The sequence below is a fragment of the Sphingobium sp. SYK-6 genome, from assembly GCF_000283515.1.
Lineage (GTDB): Bacteria > Pseudomonadota > Alphaproteobacteria > Sphingomonadales > Sphingomonadaceae > Sphingobium > Sphingobium lignivorans.
In genome coordinates, this window is record NC_015976.1 from 566,596 (window position 1) to 593,163 (window position 26,568).

A 26,568-nucleotide genomic window follows, 5' to 3' on the forward strand; every position below is an offset into this window, starting at 1 on the left:
CGTCGACGGTCGGAATGAAGATCGCGGCCGGGCATAGGCCCTGTTGATGACGCGCAAACGTCCAAACGCGCGGGAAGGTTCCTTCGTCGCAGTTCTGAGCCGGGATCGGGCGTTGCGGACCGGCGCGGCTTCCCATGGCAGGACAGGCCTCTCGCTTGCGCAGGTCCGCGCGCTCGCGTAGGGGCGCATGCTGAACGATGCACCTGCATGTAAGCCAAGCCCGCTCGGCTGAGCCTGTCGAAATGCCGCCCCATTGCTCCGGGGCGTCCGGCGTCTCGACAGTCCCGGACCGGCGGCGGACCTGACCGGAAAACCATGACCGACCAGCCAGACTATAAGAGCACCGTCTTCCTGCCCCAGACCGACTTTCCCATGAAGGCGGGCCTCGCGCAGAAGGAGCCGGGCATTCTCGCGCGCTGGGAAGCGATGGACCTGTACGGCAAGCTGCGCGCCCAGCGCGAAGGGCGCGAGCGCTTCATCCTGCATGACGGCCCGCCTTATGCGAATGGCGACATCCACATGGGCCATGCGATGAACAAGGTCCTCAAGGACATCATCGTGCGCAGCCAGAGCCTGCTCGGCAAGGACGCGCCTTATGTGCCCGGCTGGGATTGCCACGGTCTCCCCATCGAGTGGAAGATCGAGGAAGCCTATCGCAAGAAGAAGCTGAACAAGGACGAGGTGCCGCCGCAGGAATTCCGCGCCGAGTGCCGCGCTTATGCCGAGCAGTGGGTCGGCGTGCAGAAGGAGCAGTTCAAGCGCCTCGGCATCATGGGCGACTGGGATGACCCCTATCTCACCATGAAGTTCGAGGCCGAGGCGGCGATTGTCGGCGAGCTGCTGAAGTTCGCCGAAAGCGGCCAGCTCTATCGCGGCGCCAAGCCGGTCATGTGGTCCCCGGTCGAAAAGACCGCGCTGGCCGAGGCCGAGGTGGAATATGAGGATGTCGTCTCGACCCAGATCGATCTGGCCTTCGAGATCGTCGAGGCGCCGAACGCGCCCGAGCTGGTCGGCGCTTATGCGGTGATCTGGACGACGACCCCGTGGACGATCCCTGTGAATCAGGCGATCGCTTATGGGGAGGATATTGAGTATGTCGTCCTGACCTATTCGTCTGACAACAAGCGTCCCAGCCCTGTACCGGCTACCCGTTTCCTGGTCGCACGGGAACTGATGCTCCCTGTCCTCGATCGCTTGCAAGGTCTCTTTGAAGATCCCGATAGTGAAGAGAATGTCCTTTGGGAGCGTTCGGAAGGGTTCATCAAAGGCTCCCAGCTCGCCGGCGCCATCGCGCGCCACCCGATGGCCAACCTCCTTCGTCATCCCCGCGAAAGCGGGGATCCAGCTTCTTCTTCAACCGGCGGCGAAGGCAGCGGGACCCCGGATCAAGTCCGGGGTGACGCGAGCGGGAAGGGCCCGCTGTCCAACTTCTTCGATCGTCCCCGCCCGTTCATCGCCGCCGATCATGTCACCACCGATGCCGGCACCGGCCTCGTCCACATGGCGCCCGATCATGGCGAGGAAGACTTCATCGCCTGCAAGGCGGTGGGCATCGATCCCGTGTTCGCCGTCACGGACGATGGCCGCTATCGCGACGACTGGCCGTGGCTCGGCGGCCAGGGCAGCGTCATCAACACGAAGTTCAATGGCCCCGACGGCCCGATCCTGACGGACCTGCGCGCCACGGGGCAATTGCTGTCCGTGGGCGAGCTGAAGCACAGCTACCCCCATTCATGGCGTTCCAAGGCGCGGATCATCTATCGCTGCACGCCGCAATGGTTCATCCCGATGGACAAGGCGGCCACCGCATCCGATTTCGTGGTGCCGAGCCTCATGGCCGGGGTGGGCGCGGGCATCGCCATGGCGGTGAACCCGGACACGCCCGATCACATCATGACCAATGGCCCGACGCTGCGCGAAGTCGCGCTCGATGCCATCGAGCAGACCCGCTGGGTGCCCGCGCGTTCGCGCAACCGCATCCATGCGATGGTGAGCGACAGGCCGGATTGGGTCATCTCGCGCCAGCGCGCCTGGGGCGTGCCGATCGCGCTTTATGTGGACCGCCAGACCGGCCAGTATCTGAGCGATCCCGAGGTGAATGCCCGCATCGTGGAGGCATTCCGTCAGGGCGGTGCGGATGCCTGGTTCGGCGCCGATCATCAGGCGCTGCTGGGTCCGCGCTATCGCCTCGCCGATTTCGAGGTGGTGAACGACATTCTCGACGTGTGGTTCGACAGCGGCTCGACGCACAGCTTCGTCGTCGAGGCACGCTATGGCGAGGGCGTCCGCGCCGATCTCTATATCGAGGGCTCGGACCAGCATCGCGGCTGGTTCCAGTCCTCCCTGCTGGAGAGCTGCGGCACGCGCGGGCAGGCGCCCTACAAGGCTGTCCTCACGCACGGCTTCGCGCTCGACGGGCAGGGGCGCAAGATGTCCAAGAGCCTGGGCAATGTCGTCGATCCGCTCAAGGTGATCGACGAAAGCGGCGCGGACATCCTTCGCCTGTGGGCGGCCAGCACCGATTATTTCGACGATGTGCGCATCGGCAAGGAAGTGCTGTCCGGCGCGTCCGACGCCTATCGCAAGCTGCGCAACACCTTCCGCTATCTGCTTGGCGCGCTCGCCGGCTTCGAGACGGCGGACCGGGTGCCCGTCGCCGGCATGCCCGAGCTGGAGCGCTACATGCTCCACCGCCTCGCCGAGCTGGACATGGAACTGCGGTCCGTGGTGGATCGCGAGGCGCAGTCCGAGGACTGGCTGGAATTCGGCCGCTATGTGCGCGCGCTGGGCGAGTTCGCCAACAATGATCTGTCCGCCTTCTTCTTCGATATCCGCAAGGATTGCCTCTATTGCGACGTCAACCCGGCGAGCGGGCAGGAAACGGACAAGCGCCGGGCCTATCGCACCGTGCTGGATCATCTGTTCCATGCGCTGGTGCGCTATGCCGCGCCGGTCATTCCCTTCACGGCGGAAGAAGTCTGGCAGGCGCGCTATCCCGATGAGGACGGCTCGGTGCACATGCTCGAATGGCCGGACGTGGATGCCCGGTGGCGCGATCCGTCGCTTGGCGTGCGCTGGGCGGCGATCCGTTCATCTCGCGATCAGGTGAACGAAGCCATTGAGCCCCTGCGGCGGGAGAAGGTCGTGCGGTCCAGCCTGGAGGCGGACGTGCGCATGGCCGATGTTCCCGAGGCGGTGGATTTCGCGGAGATGTGCATCGTGGCGAATGTGAGCGAGGATGCGGCTCTGGAAAGTCCCGCGATCAGCCCGACGACGCATCACAAATGCGGCCGCTGCTGGCGCCACCTGCCCGAAGTGACGGACGACGGCGCGCTGTGCGATCGCTGTGCGGCGGTGCTGGCGTGACGCGCGTGCCGGCCTTTCATCGCAGGCTTGGCCTGTCGCTTGCGGGCGGCATCGTGCTGTTCGACCAGCTCATCAAGTTCTTCGTGACGCACACGCTCCAGCTCCAGTCGCGCGGGCCGCTGGGCATCGAGCTGCTGCCCTTCTTCAATCTCACCTGGACCGAGAATCGCGGCGTCTCGATGGGCTTCTTCTATGCCGAGACGGAGCTGATGCGCTGGGCGCTGGTGGCCATGACCATGGCGATCGCCGGTTTCGTGGCCTGGTGGATGTGGCGCGAGACGCAGCGTGACGATGCCGTGGCGCTCGGCCTCGTGCTCGGCGGCGCCATCGGCAACATCATCGACCGCGTGCGCCTGGGCTATGTCATCGACTATGCGGACTTCCACATTGGCGAGTGGCGTCCCTTCCTCATCTTCAACCTCGCCGATGCCGCGATCACCATCGGCGTCCTCATCCTGCTTGCACGCGCGCTGCTGCTGCGCGAAAAGGCCGCACCCAAGGAGTCCCGTTAAGATGCGTACGACTTACCGCCTTCCGCTGATGCTCGCCGGCGTCGCGACGCTCTCGGCCTGTGGCGGCACCAATCTGTTCAATCGTGACCGGCCGGACGAGATGGCGGTCTCCCGCCAGCCCCCGCTGGTCATTCCGCCCGATTTCGCGCTCACCCCGCCGGCGCCCGGTACGGCGGCGAGCCAGCAGAACACGCTGCAGCAGCAGGCCCTGGAGGCCATGTTCGGCGGCACGGCCCCGCGTAGCGGCGGCGAGAGTGCCGCGCTGCGTGAGGCGGGCCGGTCGACGGCCGAGGTCGGCATCCGCTCCTCCGTGGGCGACAACCAGACCGAGGTGATCGACAAGGGCTCGACCACGCAGGACATCGTCGCCGCGCCGGAAGGTGACGGCCAGACCGCACGCGTGGTCGGCGGCGGTCAGTAACGCCGCCGCACGGCCGGGCAACCAAAGCCCGCGCCGCCCGTTGCATGGAGGAAAGGAGAGCCTCCATGTCCGACGATCTTGAGCGGGAAGTCACGCATCAATTCTGGAAGGCGCTGGCCGACAGCCCCATCCTCATGGTCCGGCGCGATGGCAGCGGGGAACACGCCCTGCCGATGACCGCGCAGCTTGACGAGGCGCTGGGCCCGCAGCGGGGTGGCGCGATCTGGTTTTTCACCGTGACCGACAACCGGCTCGCGGCCGGTGGCCCTGCCATGGCCCAGTTCGCCGCGCGGGATCATGATCTCTTCGCCTGCATTTCCGGCCGGCTCGTGGAGGAAAAGGATCCGGGCGTGATCGATCGCTTCTGGTCCAGCGGCGTCGCTGCCTGGTACGAGCAGGGCCGGTCCGACCCCAAGCTCCTCATGCTGCGCTTCGATCTCGACGACCTGGAGATCTGGACGGCCGACATGAGCATCAAGGGCCGCTTCAGATTGCTCTTGGGGCGCAAGGTCGACCCGGAGGATGCGGGCGCCCATATCCGCACCCACGCCTGATTGGCCGACATCCGGCAGGGACGTTTCGGGTGACGAGATGTCTCTGCCGGCCGGTTGAAAGCGAGGGCGGGCCCCTCGGGGATCGCGCCTAAGCGGGATTGGCCAGTCGATCGGCGAGAGCCATGGCTGCCGCCGGGTTTCTCAGCTTGGCACCTGAAATGAAATAGATGAACACGTCGCGGGCCGATCCGTCCGCGGCGTTTTCGCCCGTGACATCTCCGTCAGTGACATAGGTCAGCTCCGCCGGACATTGTCCCTCGGACCACATGCGGGCAATGCCTGCCCAGCGGTCCAGTTCGTCCGGACCATAGCCCGTTGGCACGTCCTCCTGGCTCTGCATGAGCCGTGCATACATGAAATCCGCCGTGGGATCGGCGATCATCGGATGCTTGTCATGCGCCGCCACGACGATACCCACGCCGTGCCGCCGCGCCAGCGCGACAAACTCGGGGCAGGCAAAGCTCTCGTGCCGCACTTCCACCACGTGGCGCGTGCGCACGCCATCGATCCGCGCGGGCAGCATCGCCATGAAAGCGGCGATGTCGTCCGGATCAAACTGGCGCGTCTCGCGGAACTGCCACAGGATCGGGCCGAGCCGGTCGCCCAGTTCGGACAGGCCGGATGACAGGAAGCGCCCGATGGACTCCTCCGCTTCCGCCAGCTTCTTCTTCGCCACGCAATATTGCAGCGCCTTCACCGCATAGACGAAGCCCTCGGGCGCGGCGTCACGCCATTTGGCGTATGTCGCGGGAGTCTGGGTGCGGTAGAAAGTGCCGTTGATCTCGATGGTGCCGAGATGATTGACGGCATAATCCAGCTCCCGGGCCTTGGGCAGATCGGCCGGGTAGAAATTGTCGCGCCAGGGCTCGTAGGTCCAGCCGCCGACACCGGTGCGGATGGTGCCCGGCGTCACGCGCGCGCGCCCGCTTCCTCCACGCCCGCGCTGTTGTGGCGCAGCGCCGTCAGCACCGTCTCGACGATGTGCGGCGCATTGAGGCGGGCGTCGTCATATTGCTTCTCGGGCTTGTCCTGATCCTGGAAGATGTCCGGCAGGCGCATGGTGCGCAGGCGCAGGCCGCCGTCGATCAGGCCCTCGTCGCTCGCCAGCGTCAGCACATGGGCGCCAAGGCCGCCAATGGCGCCTTCCTCGATCGTCACCGCGACGTCATGCGTGGTCAGCAGCCGCCGGATGAGCGCTTCATCGAGCGGCTTGGCGAAGCGCAGATCGGCCACGCTGGTGGAAAGGCCGCGCGCGTCCAGCGTGTCAGCGGCTTTCAGGGCCTCCTCCAGCCTTGTGCCCAGCGAGAGGATCGCGATCTTCTTGCCTTCGCGCAGCAGGCGGCCCTTGCCGATCGCCAGCCGCTCCGGCGTCGCGGGCAGCGCCACGCCCACGCCATTGCCGCGCGGATAGCGCAGGGCGATGGGGCTCTCGTCATGGCATGCGGCGGTGTGGACCATGTGGACCAGCTCCGCCTCGTCCGCCGCCGCCATCACCACCATGTTCGGCAATGTGGCGAGATAGGTGATGTCGAAGCTGCCGGCGTGAGTCGAGCCGTCCGCACCCACCAGCCCCGCGCGATCGATGGCGAAGCGGACCGGCAGGTTCTGGATCGCCACGTCATGCACCACCTGATCATAGGCGCGCTGGAGGAAGGTGGAATAGATGGCGCAGAAGGGCCGCATGCCCTGCGCCGCCAGGCCGGCGGCGAATGTGACGGCATGCTGCTCGGCAATGCCGACATCGAAGCAGCGCGCCGGGAAGGCCTTCTGGAACTTGTCCAGCCCCGTGCCCGAGGGCATGGCGGCCGTGATGGCCACGACCCGATCGTCGCGCTGGGCTTCGTCCATCAGGGCCTGCGCGAACACATTGGTATAGCTCGGCGGCCCGGCCGGCGCCTTCACCTGCTCGCCGGTGATGACGTTGAACTTCTGCACGCCATGATATTTGTCGGCAGCGGCTTCGGCGGGCGCATAGCCCTTGCCTTTCTGCGTGACGACATGGACGAGCACCGGCCCGTCCGCCATGTCGCGCACATTCTCCAGCACCGGGATGAGCTGGTCGAGATTGTGGCCGTCGATCGGCCCGACATAATAGAAGCCCAGCTCCTCGAAGAGCGTGCCGCCCATCGCCATGCCGCGCGCGAACTCGTCGGTCTTGCGGGCCGCGTGGTGCAGCGGGCGGGGGAGCTTGCGGGCCAGCTTCTTGAGCGCCTCGCGCACCGAGAGGAATTCGCGGCTGGAGACGATGCGCGCCAGATAGGCGGACAGTCCGCCCACCGGCGGCGCGATCGACATGTCATTGTCGTTGAGGATGACGATCAGCCGGTTGCCGGCTTCCCGCGCGTTGTTCATCGCCTCATACGCCATGCCGGCGGACATGGCGCCATCGCCGATGACGGCGATTGCCTTGCCCGACCTGCCGGTCAGCCGGTTGGCGATGGCGAAGCCGAGCGCGGCGCTGATCGAGGTCGAGGAATGCGCGGCGCCGAACGGATCATATTGGCTCTCGCTGCGCTTGGTGAAGCCGGAGAGGCCGCCACCCTGCCGGAGCGTGCGGATGCGGTCCCGCCGGCCCGTGAGGATCTTGTGCGGGTAGCATTGATGGCCCACGTCCCACACCAGCCGGTCCTCCGGCGTGTTGAACACATAATGGATGGCAGCGGTCAGCTCGACCACGCCGAGCCCGGAACCGAGATGGCCCCCGGTGACGCCTACCGCGGAAATCATCTCTGCGCGCAGTTCGTCCGCGAGCTGCCGCAGCTGGCCCGGGGCAAGTTTACGAAGGTCGGCAGGATCGCGCACCTGGTCGAGCAGGGGCGTCTCGGGCTGATCGATCATGTCCGGCATTTAGTGTGCCCGGGCTCAAATGTCGAACCATGTTCGCGCGAAACTTGTTATAAGCGCCTGGGCGAACGAAAGGAGTGAGTTCATGGGGGTCGTGAGCGGAGGGCGCGCCATCGCGTTCGTGCTGAGTAGGGACGTCGGTGCTCTCAAGCCATTCTACCGGGATGTGCTGGGTCTGCCTCTGCTCGCGGAGGATCCCTATGCGGCGACGTTCGACCTTGGCGGAGGGACGTCGCTGCGCCTGACCGCCGTGGGTGACCATGTGCCCGGGCCGCATGCCGTGCTGGGCTGGCAAGTCGACGATCTCGACACCGCGCTGGGCCGGCTGGAGGCCACCGGGACCTCATGCGAGATCTACACCGGCTTCGGGCAGGATCCGCGCGGCGTCTGGACCAGTCCGGACGGCGATGTGCGAATCGTCTGGTTCAAGGATCCGGAAGGCAATCTGCTGAGCATGACGCAGTTCAACTGACGCGTGGATTTCATTCAGCAAAGCAAGGTCTGGCTGGTCGCCTTTACCGGCCTCACGCGGGATGCGCTGCATATCCATGTCGCGCTGGTCCTGTATTTCGGCGCCGTGCTGCTCCTGCGCTGGCGGATCGGCAGCTGGAAGCCGTGGCTGCTGGTGCTGGGGTGCGCCCTGCTGGGCGAGGTGATGGATATCTGGGAAAGCCTGCGCAGATCACTGCCCATCCCCTGGCAGGAAAGCTGGAAGGACATCTGGAACACGATGGTCTGGCCCAGCGCCATCCTGCTGCTGGCACGCTACACCGGGATATTCCGGCAGAGGCGATAGTGGGGGGCAAGGTTCATGTGGGCCAACACCGCGCCGGGGCATGCATGATTATTGATTCGGTCCGGGCCTTCAGCCGCACTTGGCGCAGGTGCCGAGCACTTCGATCACGGGGCGTTCGGCCTTGAAGCCCTCATGCGCCGCCACGCCCCGCACGCGCCCGGTCAGCGTGTCGTCATCGATATGCGTGGCTTCCCCGCAGGTCTTGCAGACGAGGAAGATGCAATCGTGAAGGCAGCCGGGATGCGCGTTGGCGATGTAGGCATTCGCGCTCTCGACCCGCTGGGCGAGATTGTTCGTCACGAACAGATCGAGGATGCGATAAACGCTGTTGGGTGCCACGCGCTTGCCGCGCTTGCGTGAAACCTTGTCGGCGATGTCATAGGCCGAGGCGGGCTTTTCCTCCGCCGCGAGCACGGTGAAAATGTCTCCGCGCATCTCGGTCCATTGCTCGCCCTTGCCTTCAAGCGTCGCGCGCGCGGCCGTCTCCAGCAGGGAGCCGGTGGGTTCGTTGTGATCGTGCCGATGGTGGGCCATGGTTCCCAATCTAAGTCTTGCCGAGGCAACCCACAAGCCTTGCCGAGAAGCCTTGGCATCGCGCGCCCGCTGCGCTATCGATGACTGGACAAAATCAACAAGGAGGGGGTATGCGATTCCCGGGATGGATGCGGCGGCTCGGCGAAGGCCTGGCTGCCCTCGGCCTCGCGATGGCGGTGCCGGCCACGGCGCAGGTGTCCGTGGAGAAGGTGCGCGTGCATTCCCCGGCCATCGCGGGCAATCTTGAGGGCAACAGCGCCGAGCGCGAGGTGATCGTCGTCCTGCCGTCCGGCTATGCGCGCGATACGAACCGGCGTTATCCCGTCGTCTATTTCCTCCACGGCTTCATGGCGACGGCCGCGAAATATGACGGGTTCATCGGCTTCGCGGAGGCGCTGGGCGATCGGGACATGATCCTCGTCGTGCCGGACAGCTATACCAAGCATGGCGGCGCCATGTATTCGAGCTCGTCGACCGTCGGCGATTTCGAGAGCTTCATTGCCCGCGATCTGGTCGCCTACATCGACGGCCATTACCGCACCATCGCCCGGCGCGAGGGACGCGGCCTTTCCGGCCATTCGATGGGCGGATACGGCACGCTCAAGATCGGCATGAAATATCCGGGCGTGTTCTCGAGCCTTTATGCCATGAGCAGTTGCTGCCTTTCCGCCCGCGGCATCACGCCGGAACGCGGAAAGCAGCTCGAGGCGATGGACATGGCGCAAGCGCTTGAGGGCGATTTCGGGGTGCGCGCCGATTTCGCGGCGGCCGCAGCCTGGTCACCGGCGCCGGACAAGCCGCCCTTCTTCCTCGACCTCGGCACGAAGGATGGCGTGGTGCAGCCCGGCGTGCTCGCGCAATGGGCCGCGAATGCGCCCCATGCGCTGGTGCCCCAATATCTGCCGGCGCTGCGCAGCATGAAAGCGATCGCCATGGACGTGGGCGACAAGGATTTCCTGCTCGCCGACAACCAGGAAATGACGCGGCTCCTCACCCGCTTCGGCGTGCCGCACAGCTACAGCATCTATGACGGCGATCATGGCAATCGGGTCGCGGAGCGGTTCCGCACGTTCGTGCTGCCGTTCTTCGCGGAGCATCTCGCCACGCAATAAGGGGGTGGCGCGGGCGCCGGGCTATTTGCCCAGTGCCCGCGCCAGCATATCGCGATCGAGCTCGCCTTCCCATTTGGCGACAACGATCGTCGCCACTGCATTGCCGATGAAGTTGGTGAGCGCGCGGCATTCGCTCATGAACCGGTCTATGCCGAGGATCAGTGCCATGCCCGCGATGGGCACGCTCGGCACCACCGCCAGCGTGGCGGCAAGCGTGATGAAGCCCGCGCCTGTCACGCCCGCCGCGCCCTTGCTGGAGATCACTGCGACCGTCAGCAGCGCGATCTGCTCGCCCAGTGACAGGTCCACGCCGCAGGCCTGCGCGATGAACAGCGCCGCCAGCGTCATGTAGATGTTCGTGCCGTCGAGATTGAAGCTGTAGCCCAGCGGCACCACGAGGCCGACGATGCCGGGCGCGCAACCGGCCGATTCGAGCCGGGCGATGAGCGGCGGCAGCGCCGCTTCCGAGGACGAGGTACCCAGCACCAGCAGCAATTCGCTGCGGAGATAGGCAATGAGGCGCAGGATGGAGAAACCATTGGCCCGGGCGATGGCCCCCAGCACCAGCAGCACGAACAGCGCCGAGGTGAGGTAGAAGGCCGCGACGAGCCCCACCAGATTGCCGAGCACGCCAAGGCCATAATGCCCGATCGTATAGGCCATGGCAGCGAAGGCACCGACCGGGGCAAGTCGCATGAGCAGCGCGACGAGCCTGAAGACGATCACCGCCAGCCGGTCGACGAGATCGACCACCGGCTCGGCGGGCTCCCCGACCAGCGCGATGGTGATGCCGAACAGCACCGCGACGAACAGCACCTGCAGGATCGATCCCTCCGTAAGGGCGGAGAGCGGCGTGGTGGGAATGATGTCCAGCAGGAAGGCGGAAAGGCTGCTGTGCGCGGCCGCGCCGACATAGCCGGACACAGCCTCGCTATCGAGCGTACGCGGATCGATGTTGAGGCCGGCGCCGGGCTGCGCGACATTCGCGACGACGAGGCCGACCACCAGCGCCAGCGTCGACACCACGATGAAATAGCCGAAGGCGCGGGCGGCGACGCGGCCCAGCTCTCCCAGCGCGCGCATGTGGGCGATGCCGCTCACCAGCGTGAGGAAAATGACCGGCGCGATCACCATCTTGATGAGCTTGATGAACCCATCGGCCAAAGGCTTCATCGCGCTGCCCCATTCCGGGCGCAGCGTGCCGAGCAGCACGCCCGCGACGATGGCGATCAGCACCTGCACATAGAGCTGGCGCGACCAGGCGAACCGCCGCCCCGGCGCACCGCTCCTTTTCATCCCGATCGTCTCCATGATGCAGGCGTGTCCCCGTCCTCGCTCGTCGGCCGATCGCCGGACCTACACGAGCGTCGCGTTTCGCGATACAGGTCGGTCCAAATCAATGGAGAGGATTTTTATGGCGGACTATCACGCGCCGACCGGCGAGCAGCTTTTCGTGCTGGAGACGGTCGCGGGGCTGGAGAGCCTGAGTGCGCTGCCCGGCTTCGATGACGCGACGCCCGAGCTTGCCCGCCAGATCCTCGAGGAATCGGCGCGGCTGGCGGAACAGGGCTTCGCGCCGCTCAACGCGATCGGCGATCGCGAGGGCGCGCGGCTGGCGGAGGGCAGGGTAACGCTGCCAGCGGGCTTCGCGGAGGCCTATCGCGATTATGTGGCAGCGGGCTGGAATGGCCTTTCCGCCGATCCCGCGCATGGCGGGCAAGGCCTGCCCTTCGTGCTCTCGGTGGCGGTGCAGGAGCAGTTCACGGCCGCGAACATGGCCTTCTCGCTGTGCCCGATGCTCACGCTGAGCGCGATCGAGGCCCTGCAGGCGCATGGCGACGCGGCGATGAAGGCGCTGTACCTGCCGCATCTCGTCTCCGGCCACTGGGCAGGGACCATGCTGCTCACCGAACCCCAGGCGGGCTCCGATGTGGGCGCGCTGCGCACGTCCGCCACGCCTGCGGACGATGGCACCTATCGGCTGCGCGGCCAGAAGATCTTCATCACCTGGGGCGAGCATGACCTCGCCGAGAACATCATCCATTTTGTGCTCGCGCGCTTGCCGGACGCCCCGGCGGGATCGAAAGGGATCAGCCTGTTCCTGGTCCCCAAATATCTGCCGGACGCGGACGGGAAGCCGGGCACGCGCAACGACATCCGCTGCATCGCACTCGAGCACAAGATGGGCATCCATGCCTCGCCCACCTGCACCATGGCGCTGGGCGAGGAGGGGGCGTGCGTCGGCTGGCTGATCGGCCAGCCCCATGGCGGCATGGCGGCGATGTTCACGATGATGAACCACGCCCGCATCAATGTCGGCAATCAGGGCGTCGCCATCGCCGAGCGGGCCTGGCAGGATGCGCGGGCCTATGCAGCGGAACGCGTGCAGTTCGGCCCCATCATCGGCCATGCCGACGTGCGCCGGATGCTGATGACCATGCACAGCCTGACACAGGCGGCCCGCGCGATCGTCTATGCCAATGCCGCTGCCGTGGACCGGGCGCATAGCGAGCCGGAGTCAGAGGCGCGCGCTTACTGGAAGCGCCGCGCTGATCTGCTGACCCCGATCAGCAAGGCCTGGGCGACCGACGTCGGCATCGAGGTGTCGAGCCTGGCGATCCAGGTGCATGGCGGCGCGGGCTTCATCGAGGAAACCGGCGTCGCCCAGCATTACCGCGACGCGCGCATCGCGGCCATTTACGAAGGAACCAACGGCATTCAGGCCATGGACCTGGCCGGCCGCAAGCTGCGGCTCGACAATGGGACTGGGATGGCCGAACTTGAAAGCGCGATCCGGCGCGACATCGATGACTGGCAGGATCAGGAGGCGCGGCAAGCCATGACGGTCGCGCTCGAGCGGCTGGCGCAAGCCCGCGAAGCGATGCTCGCGCATGATTCGGCGGGCGTGGGCGCGGCGGCCTCGCCATTCCTTGCCCTGTGCGGCGCTGTGGCCGGCGGCTGGCTGCTCGGGCTCCAGGCCGAGGAAGCGGAGAAGCGTCTGGTCGCCGGGCAGGCGGATCAGGGCATGCTGAAGTCCAAGCGGGCCGCCGCGACATTTTTCCTGCACCAGCGCCTGCCGGTTGCGCTGGCGCAGATCGAGGCCGTGCGTGCGTCCCCCGACCAGCTGCTCACCGGGAGCGATTTCCCCTCGGCCTGATCGCATCGCCTGAGAGCCTCAAGTTGATATTATCCATTTCGGTCACCGTTCGGCGCACAGAGAGACCATGACAAAACGCCGCTCAGGACGGAATATTATTCAAAATATTCAGTCATTTATAATACATGTTGCTTTCAGGGCACAGTCGGCTGTTCGTTGTGTAAGGATGATGAACTCCGCTTGAATGAATATATCATGATAGCTAGTTTCCCTCCGCCAGCCTGTGAAACCGGCACGCCAGCATCGCTGGCAACCTCGATAATGAGCAATTCAGCGAGGGTCCGGTTCGCCAGGACTGGTCGGCCCACCAGACGGGCCACTGGTAAGGGAGAGGAACCAATGACTTCCATATTCGGCATCCATTGCAGGCGCGCGGCCCTGGCATGTTCCACCGCGCTCACCGTCTTCACGCTGCCCCAGGCCGTGCATGCGCAGGAAGCGCCGCAAGCCGCCGAGGAGCAGGCGATCGTCGTCACCGGCTCGCGCATCGTGCGCCGCGACTATGAAGCCAACAGCCCGATCGTGACGGCTGGCGAAGAACTTCTTCAGCGAAGCTCCACAGCAGCGCTGGAAACCAACCTCAACAAGCTGCCGAACTTCACGCCGGTGCAGACGCCTTCGTTGGGTGGCGATATCCAGCCGACCGCGACAAACACGCCGGGCGCGGCGACGGTCTCGCTGCGTGGCCTCGGCACCAATCGCAGCCTTGTGCTGGTCGACGGCCGGCGTACCACCCCCGCCAACGCACTGGGCGTGGTCGACATCAACACCATTCCTTCCGCCGCAATCGAGCGTGTCGAGATCATCACTGGCGGCGCCTCGGCAACCTATGGTGCTGACGCCGTCGCCGGCGTGGTCAACTTCATCCTGAAGAAGAATTTCCAGGGCCTGCAGCTCGATGCCCAGATGGGCATCTCCCAGCGAGGCGACGGTCAGGAATATTCGATCAGCGGCATCATGGGCTCGAACTTCGAGGACGGGCGTGGCAACATCACCATCGGCCTCTCGGTCAACAATCGTGAATCCGCCTATCGCCGTGACCGCCACTGGTTCCGTGATGCGTGGCAAGATCCGCGCTTCACCGGCAACGAGTTCTTCCCCTACTTCTCGGGCTATCAGCCGATCGGTTCAAATACGCCGTCGCAAGCCGTGATGAACTCCATCTTTTCCGGGGCAGCCCCCGGTGCGGTCGGCGCAGGCTCGCGCCTTTACTTCAACGAGGATGGCACGGCTTTCTCCGGTTTCTTCCAGAGCCCGGCGGCAGGCGCCTATCGCTTTAAGGGTGATCTGACTGGCCTCAAGTACAAGAGGCAGGGCGACGGCACGCTGGGTCAGAACTTCCAGGACGAGTTGCTGCTGCTCCCGCTCGAGCGCTACAACATTTACACGCGCGGCAACTACGAGATCAACGACTGGGTTGGCGTGTTCGCGCAGGGCACATTCACCCGTGTGCAAACCCGGACGATCAACCAGCCCTCACCGTCGGTGAACGGTTGGTCGGCAGCCATCCCCAATGACGGCCGCGCGATCCCGACCGAGTTGGCCACGATCCTGAACAGCCGTGCGGATCCAACGGGGCCCTGGCAGCTCACTTATTATCTCGACTTCATGAACCGTGAGTCGAAGACCGACGTGCTTACCTACAACATGGTCGCCGGCTTCGAAGGCAAGATCCCGGGCACGGACTGGACTTGGGAGGTCTACGGGTCGCAGGGTGAATCGGAGACCAGCTCGCTAATCACCGGCACGGCCTCGCTGGAGCGGTTCCGCGCGGTGATCTCGGCGCCAAATTGGGGTGCCGGCTTCAGGGCGCAGGGGAATGCCGCATTCGGCGGCTTTGGCGCATCCTCAGCGACCTGCACCAGCGGCTTCGATCCTTTCAACAAGGCCACGCCGATCTCGCAGGATTGCATCGACGCGATCAGCGCGCCGCTCTCCAACCGCGCCGTGATGCAGCAAACCGTGTTCGAGGCGAACGCCCAGGGCGGCCTGTTCGAACTGCCTGCTGGCCAGGCGCGGGTCGCGCTCGGTGCCAGCTATCGTCAGAATGCCTATGACTTCCACAACGATACGTTGACCGAGCAGGGCACGTCCTTCCTTGACCAGACGATCGGTATCTATCCGAGCGGAAGCTCGGCGGGCACGATCCGCAGCAAGGAGCTCTATGGCGAGTTGCTCATTCCGATCCTGGCGGATCTGCCGCTGGTGAAGAAGTTCGAGCTGAACCTCGGCGCCCGCAACGCGGACTATAACACGACGGGCAATGCGTTTACGTGGAAGGCCGCCGGCGACTGGGAAGTCACCGACTGGCTCCGCGTGCGCGGCGGATACAACAAGGCGATCCGCGCGCCTAACGTTGCCGAACTCTACCTTGCCCCGCAGCAGACCTTTACGGCAGCTGGTGGCGGTGACGTCTGCCGCCTCAACAACACGCTGGCCTGGTCCGCCAATCCTGCGGCAAATCCGAATGCGGCGAATGTCCGTGCGGTCTGCTCGATCTTGATGAATCAGAACGATGGCACCAGCGGCCGAGACACGGCGGCCGTCTTCTACGGCGACCCGCAGTTCTACAACGCCCTCGGCCCGGCATTCGCATTCCCGACTCTTGTCGGTAACCCGAACATCAAGCCCGAGACGGCGAAGACCTGGACTCTGGGTGCGGTGATCAACTCGCCGTCGTCGAACGAGTTCTTCCGCCGCTTGCGCCTGAGCGTCGATTACTACAACATCAAGGTCGACGACGCGATCGGACCGCTCACGCTGGACACCGCCCAGCGCGCCTGTTTCGATTCGACCTTCAACCCCGCGATCACCAGCAATCCGGCTGCCGCTGCGGCTACTGCGCAGTGCCAGGCAATCGGTCGCGTGACGGGAGACGGCGCCCTCGGCAACGTGCAGGTGACCTATCTCAACAATGGTCGCTTCCGCACGCAGGGCATCGACGCTCAGCTCGACTGGGCCTTCCCGGTCGGTCCGGGCACGTTCAGCCTCAACACCGTCTTCAACTATCTGCTCACGCTCAAGTCCGCTCCACTTCCGGCTTCTGCCGGCGCGGCGGGTCAGCTGGTGGAATATGCGGGGACGCTGGGCCCGGCAGGCAGCAATGCCATCGCCGAGAATGGGCTTAATCCGGGCGCCTTCCGCTGGAAGTTGTTCAACACCTTCACCTATGGTGTCGGTCCGGTGTCGGTGTCGCTGCAGTGGCAGCATCTCCCGGCGGCCAAGTCGATCGCCTACACGTCGAATAACGCCACGCCCTTCGTCGGTGCTCCCGCCTACGATCTGTTCAACCTGAACGGCAGCTTCTCAGTGACAAAGACGGCGTCGCTGCGCTGGGGTGTGGATAATCTGTTCGACAAGGCCCCGCCGCTGGTGGAATATAATGCTTCCAGCACGGGTCTGGCGAACGGCATTGGCGCGAGCCCGTTCAACGCCTACTTCTATGACTTGAATGGCCGGCGGTTCTACATCGGCGGAAGTTTCAAGTTCTGATCGACCGGAAGATGAGGGGCTGCCTGACCGGTGGCCCCTCCATCCAGACATCCGGCGAGCGCTGCTCTCGCCGGGCGCTGTGATCTCGCCCCGGTCGGAAGCTGAAGGCGGACAAGCGACGGTTCATCGAGGGAGGGGAAAGAATGGCAAGGCAGGCAAAGCGGTTTCTGAGCACCGCGCTGCTGGCACTGGCCCTCGCCGGCTGCGGCGGCGGCAGGGAGGAAGCGGACAAGGGCCCCGGCGCGATCGACCAGGCCCGGCTCGAAGCGGCCGCAAGCGATGACGACAACTGGCTGACCTATGGCCGCACTTATGCCGAGCAGCGCTTCTCCAACCTCACGCAGATCAATGACGGCAATGTCGGCGAATTGTCGCCGGCATGGGTCGTCGAGCTGGACACCACGCGCGGGCAGGAAGGCACGCCGATCGTGGTGGACGGCATCCTCTACACCTCCACCGCATGGTCCAAGGTGGTCGCCGTCAACGCCGCGACCGGACAGAAGCTCTGGCAGTTCGATCCGGAGAATGAGGGCTCCAAGGCGGCCCATGCCTGCTGCGACGTCGTCAATCGCGGCATCGCGGTGTGGAAGGGCCGGGTCTATGTCGGCACCATCGACGGCCGGCTCATCGCCATCGACGCGAAGACGGGCCAGAAGGTCTGGGAAACGATCACCGTCGACCAGAAGAAGCCCTATACCATCACCATGGCGCCGCGCGTGGTGCGCGACAAGGTCATCATCGGCAACAGCGGCGCGGAACTGGGCGTGCGCGGCTATGTCTCGGCCTATGACACCGCGACGGGCAAGCTGGTCTGGCGCTTCTACACCGTGCCGGGCAATCCGGCGGACGGGCCGGACGGCGCCGCCTCGGACGAAGCCATCGAGAAGCTTGCCCGGCCGACATGGTCCGGCGACAATTACTGGAAGCTGGGCGGCGGCGGAACGGTGTGGGATTCCGTCGTCTACGACCAGGAGCTGAACCAGCTCCTCGTCGGCGTCGGCAACGGCTCGCCCTGGAACCACAAATGGCGCAGCGAGGGCAAGGGCGACAATCTGTTCCTTTCCTCCATCGTCGCGCTCGATCCGGATACCGGCAAGTACAAGTGGCACTATCAGGTCAATCCCGGCGAGACATGGGACTATACCGCCACGCAGGGCATCATGCTCGCCGACCTCAAGATCGACGGCAAGGACCGCAAGGTCTTCATGCAGGCGCCGAAGAACGCGTTCTTCTATGTGGTCGATCGCACCAACGGCAAGCTGATCTCGGCCAAGCCCTATGCCTATCAGAACTGGGCCGAGGGCATCGATCTCAAGACCGGCCGCCCGATCGAGAAGCCCAATGTGCGCTATGAGGACGGGCCGCAGCTCATCATCCCGTCGGGCATCGGCGCCCATGCCTGGATGCCGATGAGCTATTCGCCCAAGACCGGCCTCGTTTACATCCCCGCGATGGAGCATCCGCTGGTCTATGGCGACGCCAAGCCGTTCGAGATCCATGAGGGCCGGTGGAACACGGCCGTCTCCTTCCTCGATCCGCCGCCGCTCCCCGGCCTGCCGGACACGGTGGAAGGCCGCCGCAAGGCGCTCGAGGGCATGGTGAAGGGCAAGCTGGTCGCTTATGATCCGATCGCGCAGAAGCCGGTCTGGGAAGTGCAGCGCGACTGGCCGTGGAACGGCGGCACGCTGGCCACCGCCGGCAATCTCGTTTTCCAGGGCACCGCGAAAGGCGATTTCGAGGCTTATCGGGCCGACAACGGGCAGAAGCTCTGGGCCTTCCAGACGCATCGCGGCGTGCTTGCCGGGCCGATCACCTATCGCGTCAATGGCGAGCAATATGTCGCGGTGATGGCGGGCTATGGCGGATCGATGGGCATGGCCTCGGGCACGCCGTTCATGAAGAACAAGATGCCCAATGGCCTCATCATCGCCTTCAAGCTGAAGGGCAAGGCCACGCTGCCGCCCTATACGCCGATCCCGCTCGACAAGCCGACGCCGAGCGACGAGCGGTTCACGGCGGCGCAGATCGCCACCGGGCAGAAATATTTCTTCACCTTCTGCCAGATCTGCCATGGCGGCCCGGTCAACCCGGATCTGCGGCGCTCGACGCTGCTGCGGGAGAAGGACGTGTGGCAGCAGGTGGTCATCGATGGCGCCTTGTCGCAGAACGGCATGGCGAGCTTCCGCGACTATCTCACTCCCGCGCAGGCGGAAGGCATTCGCGCCTATCTGAACCAGCGCGCGAAGGAATTGCTGAAGGAAGAGGAAGCCAAGGACGCCAAGGCGGACTGAGCTGCCTCTTCTTGCTCGGATGCGCTGTCCGGCCGAGGGCGGTCGATCTCCGCCGGTCGCCTCGCAGGCTGCGCGACAGGAGTGATCGACCCGAAAGCGCTCTCCCAGCGGCGCAACCGGACAGTGTCGGGGAGCAGAATGACCGTAGGTTGCCGACCTTGCATGCTGAGGTCGGCAAATCCGGAATCGCGCCTCTTCGCCGGACAAAAAGGCGCGTTCACCCCATCGCTGCGAAAACCGCCGCGCCATCCCATTCCCGGCCTTGAAAGCGCAAGGCGTTTGACCCAGTTCAGGGCCGGGACGCTGTGTGTCCCTCAAAACCAAGGAAGCTCATTGATCGAGTGAATCGATCTTTGGGCTCACTTTAATCAATTTTGCGCATTTAAGCCGGACGCCTATCTAAAGGTCGTCATTCAACCCAAGGAGCAGACCATGAGTCTCGTCAATACCCCGATGAAGCCGTTCGCAGCCACTGCCTTCAAGGAAGGCAAGTTCGTCGACGTCACCGACGCGGACGTGAAGGGCAAGTGGGCGGTCTTCTTCTTCTATCCTGCCGACTTCACCTTCGTCTGCCCGACGGAGCTGGAGGATCTGGCCGACATCTATCCCACGCTGCAGGGCATGGGCGTGGAAGTCTACTCGGTCTCGACCGACACGCATTTCTGCCACAAGGCATGGCATGACACCTCGCCGGCCATCGGCAAGATCAATTATTACATGCTGGGCGACCAGAACCACAGCATCTCGAACAATTTCGAGATCCTGCGTGAAGGCGTCGGCCTTGCTGATCGCGGCACCTTCGTCGTCGATCCGGACGGCATCATCCAGCTCGTCGAGGTCACGCCGGAAGGCGTCGGCCGCAACGCGACCGAGCTTTTGCGGAAGATCAAGGCGCTTCAGTACTGGGCCAGCCATCCTGGCGAAGTGTGCCCCGCCAAGTGGGAAGAAGGCGAGAAGACTCTCGCGCCTTCGCTCGACCTGGTCGGCAAGATCTAATCAGTTCTCCCACGGTTCCGGGGCCCTTCGGGGTTCCGGGATCGGGAGCAGCCCGACCCCTGGCTGTCAGGCAAGGGGCAGGGGGTGAGGCGCACGCAGCAATCTGCGAAAACCCCGCCCTGACCCCGGCCCCTCTCCTGAAGAGAAGGGATTTCATCCAAAGGAGCTCACCATGTTGGACGCCGCGATCAAGACCCAGCTGCAGGCCTATATGGCCAACATCAAGCTGCCGATCGAGCTGGTGCCCTCGCTCGACGGCGGCGCCAAATCGGCCGAGCTGCGCGACCTGCTCCACGAAATCGAAGGGCTGAGCCCCCTCGTCACGCTGGCAGCGGACGAAGGCGATGCGCGCAAGCCCAGCTTCCTCATCCGCCGCACGGGCACGGACATCAGCGTGCGCTTCGCCGGCATTCCCCTCGGCCACGAGTTCACCTCGCTGGTGCTTGCCCTGCTGCAGGTCGGCGGCCATCCGCCCAAGGTGGACGATGACGTGATCGCGCAAGTGAAGGCGCTGGAGGGCGACTTCGTCTTCGAGACCTATTTCTCGCTCTCCTGCCAGAACTGCCCGGACGTGGTGCAGGCGCTGAACCTGATGAGCGTGCTCAATCCGCGCATCCGCCACACCGCGATCGACGGCGGCCTGTTCAAGGCCGAAGTGGACGCGCGCAAGGTGATGGCCGTGCCGACCGTCTATCTCAACGGCGAGGTGTTCGCGTCCGGCCGCATGGACATCGAGCAGATCATCGCCAAGCTGGACACCGGCGCGACCGCCCGCGCGGCCGAGAAGATCGCCGCCAAGGAGCCGTTCGACGTGCTCGTGGTGGGCGGCGGACCGGCCGGTGCGGCCGCGGCGATCTATGCCGCGCGCAAGGGCATCCGCACCGGCATCGTCGCCGAGCGCTTCGGCGGGCAGGTGCTCGACACCATGGCCATCGAGAACTTCATTTCCGTGCCCCACACGGAAGGGCCCAAGCTCGCTGCCGCACTGGAGCAGCACGTCAAGGATTATGACGTGGACATCATGAACGTGCAGAAGGCGAAGAAGCTCGTGCCGGCGAAGACGCCCGGCGGCTATGCCGAAGTGCAGCTCGAGAGCGGCGCCTCGCTGAAGGCCAAGGCCGTGATCCTCTCCACCGGCGCGCGCTGGCGGCAGATGAATGTGCCGGGCGAGGACGAGTATCGCAACAAGGGCGTCGCTTATTGCCCGCACTGCGATGGCCCGCTGTTCAAGGGCAAGCGCGTCGCCGTGATCGGCGGGGGCAATAGCGGTGTGGAAGCGGCGATCGATCTGGCGGGCATCGTGGCGCATGTCACGCTGATCGAGTTCGACAGCCAGCTGCGCGCCGACGCAGTGCTCCAGCGCAAGCTCTACAGCCTGCCCAACGTCTCCGTCATCACCTCGGCCCAGACGACCGAAGTACATGGCGACGGCGAGAAGGTGATCGGCCTGACCTACAAGGATCGCAACAGCGGGCAGTCCCATCTGCTGGAGCTGGAAGGTATCTTCGTGCAGATCGGGCTCGTGCCGAACACGGAGTTCCTGGTCGACACGGTCGGCCTCTCCAGCCGCGGCGAGATCGAGGTCGACGCGCGGGCGCATACGTCCCAGCAGGGCATCTTCGCGGCCGGCGACTGCACCACCGTGCCCTACAAGCAGATCGTCATCGCCATGGGGCAGGGTTCCACCGCCGCCCTCTCGGCCTTCGACTATCTCATCCGGCTCGCGCCTGCCGACGAGCAGGCGAAGGCGGCATAAAAGCCACAACCGGGCGGAAGAGGCGCCGGGAGTTTCCCCGGCCCGGCGCCTCCACCTTGCAACACCTTGATGAGCCGGTAGACTTCCGGTCAACGATCCGCCTCTTGCGCGGTTCAACGTCAATCAAGGATATGCATCGATGCACGCCAGGTTCGTTCTCACATCCCTGACGGCTCTTGCCGCCGTTTTCGCGACACCCGCCATGACCCAGACCAGCAACAGCATCACAGCCGAATGGACCGGACCTTATGGCGGCGTGCCCGCCTGGGACAAGGTGAAGGTGGCGGACTTTCCGCCCGCCTTCGAGGCGATGATGGCCTCGATCAAGGCCGACTTCGAGAAAGTGGTGTCCAGCAAGGCGGCGCCCACCTTCGACAACACGATCGCCGCCATGCAGAAGGAAACGCTCGACGACCGGGTGATGCCGATCTGGGGCGTCTACACCTCCAATCTCTCCAATGACGAGGTGCGCGCGCTGCAGCGCGACTGGAGCCCGAAGCTGAGCGCTTTCTACAGCCAGCTCACGCTCGACCCGCGCTACTTCCCGCGCGTGAAGGCCCTCTATGACAAGCGCGCGACGCTGGGGCTGGACGCCAAGCAGATGCGCCTGCTCGAGCGCACCTATGACAATCTGGTGGCCAATGGCGCGCAGCTCGACGCGGCGCAGAAGAAGGAGCTGGTGCGGCTCGGCACCGAGCTGGCCCAGCTCTACAGCACTTTCTCCAACAATCTGCTGGCCGACGAGGAGAAATATCTCACCTTCACCAGTGAGGCCGACCTGGCGGGGCTGGAGCGCGACTTCATCGCCACGATGAAATCCGCCGCGGAAGAGCGCAAGGTGCAGGGCTGGGTGCTGGTCAACACGCGCAGCTTCGTCTCGCCCTTCCTCGAAAGCTCGACGCGGCGCGACCTGCGCGAGACCGTGTTCAAGGCCTTCGCGAACCGCGGCGACAATGGCGATGCGCATGACAATAATGCCGTGATCGCCAAGATCGTGGCGTTGCGCGCGGAGCGGGCGAAGCTGCTCGGCTTTCCCACCCATGCCCATTTCCGCATGCGCGACACCATGGCCGGCACGCCGGAAAAGGCGATGGACCTCATGATGAAGGTGTGGCCGGCGGCCGTCGCGCGGGTCCATCAGGAAGTGGCCGACATGCAGGCCATTGCCGATGAGGAAGCCAAGGCGGGCAAGGGGCCCAGGATCGTCATCGAGCCCTGGGACTATCGCTTCTATGCGGAGAAGGTCCGCAAGGCCAAGTACGACCTCGACCAGAATGAGGTGAAGCCCTATTTCCAGCTCGACAAGATGGTTGCCGCGATGTTCGATGCGGCGGGGCGGCTCTATGGCTTCAGCTTCACCGAGAATACGGGCAAGGTGCCGGTGTTCCACCCCGACATCCGCACGTTCGAGGTGACGCGGAACGGCAAGGTGGTCGGCCTCTTCTATCTCGACACCTGGGCGCGCACCGGCAAGCGCTCGGGCGCGTGGATGACGACCTACAAGAGCCAGAATCACCTCAATGACAGCGAATATGTGCTGGCATCCAACAACAATAATTTCGCCAAGGGGCAGCCGGGCCAGCCCACGCTCATCAGCCTCGATGATGCAAGCACGCTGTTCCACGAGTTCGGCCACGCGCTGCATTATCTGAGCTACGACATCACATGGCCGGGCCTGGGCGGCACGCCGCGCGACTTCGTGGAATATCCGAGCCAGGTGAATGAGAATTGGCTGCTCACGCCTTATGTGCTCGAGACCTATGCGCGCCATTACCAGACCGGCGAAGCGATCCCGCAGGCGCTGCTCGACAAGATCGAGGCCAGCAAGACCTTCAACGAGGGCTTTTCCACCGTGGAATATCTCTCCTCGGCGATCGTCGACATGAAGCTGCACAACCGGGCGACCGCGCCGACCGACATCGACGCCTTCGAGCGCGAGACGCTGGCGGAAATCGGCATGCCGAAGGAGATGATCATGCGGCACCGCCTGCCGCAGTTCAGCCATCTCTTCTCTTCGGATGCCTATTCGGCGGGCTATTACAGCTATCTCTGGTCCGAGACGATGGACGCCGACACATGGGCCGCGTTCGAAGAGACCGGCAATGTCTGGGACCCCGCGACGGCGAAGCGCTTCAACGCGACATTGCTCTCCACCGGCAACGAGACCGACCGCGCCGAGGCCTATCGTGCCTTCCGCGGCCGCGATCCCGACGTGAATGCGCTGCTGCGCCGGCGCGGCTTCCCGGTGCCCGGCGAAGCGGGCGAAAAAGGCAAGTGACGGATTGAGGAGAGGGAGTGCGGCCGGCCGCGCTCCCTCTTCACATCGGGCGGATCATTCCGGCCGCGTCCATATCCAGGTGCCGAACACAAGAGCGGCGGCGATGGAGGCGAGCGGCCACGGCCAGGGCGCCATCGCCAGCGAGATGCCGACGCTCAGCGCGAAGGCGACGAGCGCCGCGCGCTTGCCCCGCCGGCTGATCGCGCCCCGCTCGCGCCATGCCCGGATCGGCGGACCGAAGCGGGGAGACTCGATCAGGCGCCGCTCCAGCGCGGGGCTGCTCCGCGCGAAGCAGAACGCGGCGAGGATGAAGAAAGGCACGGTCGGCAGCAGCGGCAAGACGATGCCCGCCGTGCCGAGCAGGACGGAGAGCGCGCCGCCTGCGAAGAACAGCGGTCTCAGCAGCATCGCGCGAGGGGACCGTGCGGGCCCGTAGACCAGCCCCGAATGAGCGACAACGTCAGGATCGCCTGAAGCTCCAGCGCATCGGCCGCGACCCGTCCAGCATCGCGATCTCCGCTTCGAGATGGCCGTCGGTCAGCCGATAGGTGACGCGCTGCGGATAATCATTGTCCGGATTGACGAAGCTGACCGACGCCGCCTCCGGGCCGCCGGGCGGGGTCTGTCGGTCGAGTGCGAAGCGGGTGGGCGGCGCGCCGCCGGGCTGCGCGATGAAGACGATCGTCCTGCCCTCGCGCACGATGCGCATATGCTCGAAGCTGTAGCTGCGCTCGCCGCCGAACATATGGCCGCTGCCGATCATTATCGCGCCGCGCGGGGTAGTCCAGCATTCCTCGCTGAAGCGCGCCTCGCCCGTCTCGGCGAGCCAGCAGCCGGCCATCCAGCCGGGCAGCGACGCGACGACGGGCGCATCAGCCCGCGCGCCTGCCGCCGCCAGCAGGCCTGGCAGGATCATGACCGCCACGAGCATGTTTCGCCGCCCCAACCGCATGGCCCCTTCCTGCCCGTGCGACGGGGCGGAGTCAAAGCTTCGTCCATCGTCGCCATGCGCAGGCGCGGTCGATCCTAAAGCTGTTGCTGCGGAACCCGCCGCGCGGCTTCGGCCGCCGCGCTCGCCAGCCGGTCGGCGCGCTCGTTTTCGGGATGGCCGGCATGGCCTTTCACCCAGCGCCAGTCGACCCGGTGCCGCCCGCTCGCTTCCAGCAACGCTTGCCACAGGTCCGCATTCTTGACCGGCTTCTTGTCGGCCGTGCGCCACCCATTGCGCTGCCAGCCGTGAATCCAGCGGGTGATGCCGTCCTTCACATAATTGCTGTCGGTGGAAAGGATCACATGGCAGGGGCGCGTGAGGGCTTTCAGACCCTCGATGGCGGCCATCAGTTCCATGCGGTTGTTGGTGGTGTGGACCTCCCCGCCGGACAGTTCCTTCTCATGGCCGTTGAAGCGCAGCACTGCGCCCCAGCCGCCGGGCCCGGGATTGCCCTTGCAGGCGCCATCCGTGAAGAGCTGGACCGTCTGCGTCATTGCGTGTGCCGGACCAGCTCCGGCGCATAATGGGCCAGCCGCCGCACATAAGCGAGCGGGTCCTTGCGCGTGACCAGCGCGTCTGCCGGGGTGTTCAGCCAGTCCCACGCGCGCGAGAGGGCGAAGCGGATACACGCGCCGCTCGCGAGATTGCGGAACTGCGCCTGCTCGAAGAGCGAGAGCGGGAAGCGGCTTTCATAGCCCCGCAGCAGCCCGTCCCCCACGGCGGCGTCATGATGGCGACCCGTGGCATCGAACGACCAGGCGCTGTGCATGATGGCGAGATCGTAGACGCGGATGTCCGTGCAGGCGAAATAGAAATCGATCAGCCCGGTGACCTTGTCCCCCAGCATCAGCACATTGTCCGGGAAAAGATCGGCATGGATCGCGACATGATCGAAGTCGCCGGGCCGCCAGGCGGCGGTCACCGCGTCGATGGCAAAGCCCAGATCGTCATGGAGACCGGGCGCGATCTCGTCGAGGCTGCGCCCGCAGCGCTCGAACAGCGGCTGCCAGCTCGCCATCCCCATCGAATTGGCGCGGGTGGGCGTGAAATCGGCAACGGCGGCATGCATGTCCGCCATGGCCCGGCCCGCCGCGAGAGCCTGCGCGGGCGTGGGGTGCGAGAGCGAGACGCCGGGCAGGAAGCGGATGAGGCAGGCGGGGCGGCCCGCCAGCTCCTGGATTTCCCGCCCTTCCCGATCCTTGACCGCAGGGGGGACGGGCAGGCCCTTGTCGGCCAGATGATCGAGCAGGGCCATGAAGAAAGGCAGGTCCGCCGCGTCGACCCGCTTCTCGTAAAGCGTCAGGATGAACCGCGCGCCCGTGCCGTCAGCGCCGGTGGTGTCGACCAGATAATTGCTGTTCTCCACGCCCTCGGCGATGCCCTTGGCCGCGACCAGCGTGCCTACGTCATAGCGCTCAAGGAAAGCGGCCAGCGTCTCGGCCGGAACCTGCGTATAGACGGCCATGCG

Annotated in this window: 21 protein-coding genes; 13 read left to right on the forward strand and 8 right to left on the reverse strand. The window is 65.2% G+C overall.

Going from position 1 to position 26,568, the window contains the following annotated elements:
• Positions 1-315: 315 nt before the first annotated feature.
• The 4 genes from ileS to SLG_RS02695 all read left to right on the forward strand — a co-directional run bounded on the left by ileS (position 316) and on the right by SLG_RS02695 (position 4,853).
• Positions 316-3,366: an isoleucine--tRNA ligase gene (ileS, locus tag SLG_RS20740; protein ID WP_014074875.1), complete on the forward strand. Its 3,051-nt coding sequence runs from the start codon at positions 316-318 to the stop codon at positions 3,364-3,366.
• Positions 3,363-3,878 (forward strand): signal peptidase II, encoded by a 516-nt coding sequence (gene lspA / locus SLG_RS02685; RefSeq protein ID WP_014074876.1) that lies wholly within the window; start codon positions 3,363-3,365, stop codon positions 3,876-3,878. Before ileS ends, lspA begins: the two co-directional genes overlap by 4 nt.
• Before the next feature lies 1 nt (position 3,879).
• Positions 3,880-4,299: a DUF3035 domain-containing protein gene (locus SLG_RS02690; RefSeq protein WP_014074877.1), complete on the forward strand. Its 420-nt coding sequence runs from the start codon at positions 3,880-3,882 to the stop codon at positions 4,297-4,299.
• A gap of 65 nt (positions 4,300-4,364) precedes the next feature.
• Positions 4,365-4,853, forward strand: a complete 489-nt coding sequence (locus SLG_RS02695) for a pyridoxamine 5'-phosphate oxidase family protein (protein ID WP_014074878.1) — start codon at positions 4,365-4,367, stop codon at positions 4,851-4,853.
• A gap of 88 nt (positions 4,854-4,941) precedes the next feature.
• On the opposite strand, the gene SLG_RS02700 is transcribed toward SLG_RS02695, so the two are convergent.
• Both SLG_RS02700 and dxs read right to left on the reverse strand, forming a co-directional pair.
• Positions 4,942-5,766, reverse strand: a complete 825-nt coding sequence (locus SLG_RS02700; protein WP_014074879.1) for a DUF72 domain-containing protein — start codon at positions 5,764-5,766, stop codon at positions 4,942-4,944.
• A complete protein-coding gene (dxs, locus tag SLG_RS02705; protein WP_041392450.1) occupies positions 5,763-7,691 on the reverse strand; it encodes a 1-deoxy-D-xylulose-5-phosphate synthase in 1,929 nt (642 codons plus the stop codon). The genes SLG_RS02700 and dxs overlap by 4 nt, the downstream gene beginning before the upstream one ends.
• A gap of 91 nt (positions 7,692-7,782) precedes the next feature.
• Between dxs and SLG_RS02710 the strand changes: the two genes are divergently transcribed.
• Both SLG_RS02710 and SLG_RS02715 read left to right on the forward strand, forming a co-directional pair.
• Entirely contained in the window at positions 7,783-8,169 is a 387-nt protein-coding gene (locus SLG_RS02710; RefSeq protein WP_014074881.1) for a VOC family protein, read from the forward strand.
• A 3-nt stretch (positions 8,170-8,172) separates the two neighbouring features.
• Positions 8,173-8,493, forward strand: a complete 321-nt coding sequence (locus SLG_RS02715) for a hypothetical protein (protein ID WP_014074882.1) — start codon at positions 8,173-8,175, stop codon at positions 8,491-8,493.
• Positions 8,494-8,562: 69 nt separating this feature from the next.
• Here SLG_RS02715 and SLG_RS02720 read toward each other — a convergent pair whose 3' ends face one another.
• Positions 8,563-9,027, reverse strand: coding sequence for a Fur family transcriptional regulator (locus SLG_RS02720; protein ID WP_014074883.1), 465 nt, complete (start codon positions 9,025-9,027; stop codon positions 8,563-8,565).
• Positions 9,028-9,137: 110 nt separating this feature from the next.
• Between SLG_RS02720 and SLG_RS02725 the strand changes: the two genes are divergently transcribed.
• Positions 9,138-10,139 (forward strand): alpha/beta hydrolase, encoded by a 1,002-nt coding sequence (locus tag SLG_RS02725; protein ID WP_014074884.1) that lies wholly within the window; start codon positions 9,138-9,140, stop codon positions 10,137-10,139.
• A gap of 21 nt (positions 10,140-10,160) precedes the next feature.
• Here SLG_RS02725 and dctA read toward each other — a convergent pair whose 3' ends face one another.
• Complete coding sequence (dctA, locus tag SLG_RS02730; protein ID WP_041392454.1) at positions 10,161-11,435, reverse strand: C4-dicarboxylate transporter DctA; 1,275 nt, start codon at positions 11,433-11,435, stop codon at positions 10,161-10,163.
• Between the two features lie 118 nt (positions 11,436-11,553).
• Between dctA and SLG_RS02735 the strand changes: the two genes are divergently transcribed.
• The 6 genes from SLG_RS02735 (at position 11,554) to SLG_RS02760 (ending at position 24,109) form a co-directional block, all read left to right on the forward strand.
• Positions 11,554-13,296, forward strand: coding sequence for an acyl-CoA dehydrogenase (locus SLG_RS02735; RefSeq protein WP_014074886.1), 1,743 nt, complete (start codon positions 11,554-11,556; stop codon positions 13,294-13,296).
• Between the two features lie 339 nt (positions 13,297-13,635).
• Entirely contained in the window at positions 13,636-16,788 is a 3,153-nt protein-coding gene (locus SLG_RS02740; protein ID WP_014074887.1) for a TonB-dependent receptor domain-containing protein, read from the forward strand.
• 143 nt (positions 16,789-16,931) lie between these two features.
• Positions 16,932-19,079: a PQQ-dependent dehydrogenase, methanol/ethanol family gene (locus SLG_RS02745; RefSeq protein ID WP_014074888.1), complete on the forward strand. Its 2,148-nt coding sequence runs from the start codon at positions 16,932-16,934 to the stop codon at positions 19,077-19,079.
• 432 nt (positions 19,080-19,511) lie between these two features.
• Positions 19,512-20,075 carry an alkyl hydroperoxide reductase subunit C gene (gene ahpC, locus SLG_RS02750; RefSeq protein WP_014074889.1) on the forward strand — a complete coding sequence of 188 codons (564 nt, stop codon included), beginning with the start codon at positions 19,512-19,514 and terminating at the stop codon, positions 20,073-20,075.
• A gap of 172 nt (positions 20,076-20,247) precedes the next feature.
• Complete coding sequence (gene ahpF, locus SLG_RS02755; RefSeq protein ID WP_014074890.1) at positions 20,248-21,831, forward strand: alkyl hydroperoxide reductase subunit F; 1,584 nt, start codon at positions 20,248-20,250, stop codon at positions 21,829-21,831.
• Positions 21,832-21,970: 139 nt separating this feature from the next.
• Entirely contained in the window at positions 21,971-24,109 is a 2,139-nt protein-coding gene (locus SLG_RS02760) for a M3 family metallopeptidase (RefSeq protein ID WP_014074891.1), read from the forward strand.
• A 54-nt stretch (positions 24,110-24,163) separates the two neighbouring features.
• On the opposite strand, the gene SLG_RS02765 is transcribed toward SLG_RS02760, so the two are convergent.
• The 4 genes from SLG_RS02765 to thrB all read right to left on the reverse strand — a co-directional run bounded on the left by SLG_RS02765 (position 24,164) and on the right by thrB (position 26,565).
• Positions 24,164-24,517: a YbaN family protein gene (locus SLG_RS02765; protein ID WP_014074892.1), complete on the reverse strand. Its 354-nt coding sequence runs from the start codon at positions 24,515-24,517 to the stop codon at positions 24,164-24,166.
• 52 nt (positions 24,518-24,569) lie between these two features.
• The gene (locus SLG_RS02770; RefSeq protein WP_041391688.1) at positions 24,570-25,040 is read right to left on the reverse strand and encodes a DUF6265 family protein; all 471 of its coding nucleotides are present in this window, start codon (positions 25,038-25,040) and stop codon (positions 24,570-24,572) included.
• A 95-nt stretch (positions 25,041-25,135) separates the two neighbouring features.
• A complete protein-coding gene (gene rnhA, locus SLG_RS02775) occupies positions 25,136-25,594 on the reverse strand; it encodes a ribonuclease HI (RefSeq protein WP_014074894.1) in 459 nt (152 codons plus the stop codon).
• A complete protein-coding gene (thrB, locus tag SLG_RS02780) occupies positions 25,591-26,565 on the reverse strand; it encodes a homoserine kinase (protein ID WP_014074895.1) in 975 nt (324 codons plus the stop codon). Before thrB ends, rnhA begins: the two co-directional genes overlap by 4 nt.
• Positions 26,566-26,568: the final 3 nt, after the last annotated feature.

Coding starts and splice junctions, on each gene's coding strand:
- SLG_RS02760 (WP_014074891.1), top strand. CDS start 21,971: ATGCACGCCAGGTTCGTTCTCACATCCCTGACGGCTCTTGCCGCCGTT.
- rnhA (WP_014074894.1), bottom strand. CDS start 25,594: ATGACGCAGACGGTCCAGCTCTTCACGGATGGCGCCTGCAAGGGCAAT.
- SLG_RS02765 (WP_014074892.1), bottom strand. CDS start 24,517: ATGCTGCTGAGACCGCTGTTCTTCGCAGGCGGCGCGCTCTCCGTCCTG.
- SLG_RS02725 (WP_014074884.1), top strand. CDS start 9,138: ATGCGATTCCCGGGATGGATGCGGCGGCTCGGCGAAGGCCTGGCTGCC.
- ahpF (WP_014074890.1), top strand. CDS start 20,248: ATGTTGGACGCCGCGATCAAGACCCAGCTGCAGGCCTATATGGCCAAC.
- thrB (WP_014074895.1), bottom strand. CDS start 26,565: ATGGCCGTCTATACGCAGGTTCCGGCCGAGACGCTGGCCGCTTTCCTT.
- ahpC (WP_014074889.1), top strand. CDS start 19,512: ATGAGTCTCGTCAATACCCCGATGAAGCCGTTCGCAGCCACTGCCTTC.
- SLG_RS02745 (WP_014074888.1), top strand. CDS start 16,932: ATGGCAAGGCAGGCAAAGCGGTTTCTGAGCACCGCGCTGCTGGCACTG.
- dxs (WP_041392450.1), bottom strand. CDS start 7,691: ATGATCGATCAGCCCGAGACGCCCCTGCTCGACCAGGTGCGCGATCCT.
- SLG_RS02710 (WP_014074881.1), top strand. CDS start 7,783: ATGGGGGTCGTGAGCGGAGGGCGCGCCATCGCGTTCGTGCTGAGTAGG.
- ileS (WP_014074875.1), top strand. CDS start 316: ATGACCGACCAGCCAGACTATAAGAGCACCGTCTTCCTGCCCCAGACC.
- SLG_RS02740 (WP_014074887.1), top strand. CDS start 13,636: ATGACTTCCATATTCGGCATCCATTGCAGGCGCGCGGCCCTGGCATGT.
- SLG_RS02690 (WP_014074877.1), top strand. CDS start 3,880: ATGCGTACGACTTACCGCCTTCCGCTGATGCTCGCCGGCGTCGCGACG.
- SLG_RS02770 (WP_041391688.1), bottom strand. CDS start 25,040: ATGCTCGTGGCGGTCATGATCCTGCCAGGCCTGCTGGCGGCGGCAGGC.
- SLG_RS02695 (WP_014074878.1), top strand. CDS start 4,365: ATGTCCGACGATCTTGAGCGGGAAGTCACGCATCAATTCTGGAAGGCG.
- SLG_RS02735 (WP_014074886.1), top strand. CDS start 11,554: ATGGCGGACTATCACGCGCCGACCGGCGAGCAGCTTTTCGTGCTGGAG.
- dctA (WP_041392454.1), bottom strand. CDS start 11,435: ATGAAAAGGAGCGGTGCGCCGGGGCGGCGGTTCGCCTGGTCGCGCCAG.
- SLG_RS02720 (WP_014074883.1), bottom strand. CDS start 9,027: ATGGCCCACCATCGGCACGATCACAACGAACCCACCGGCTCCCTGCTG.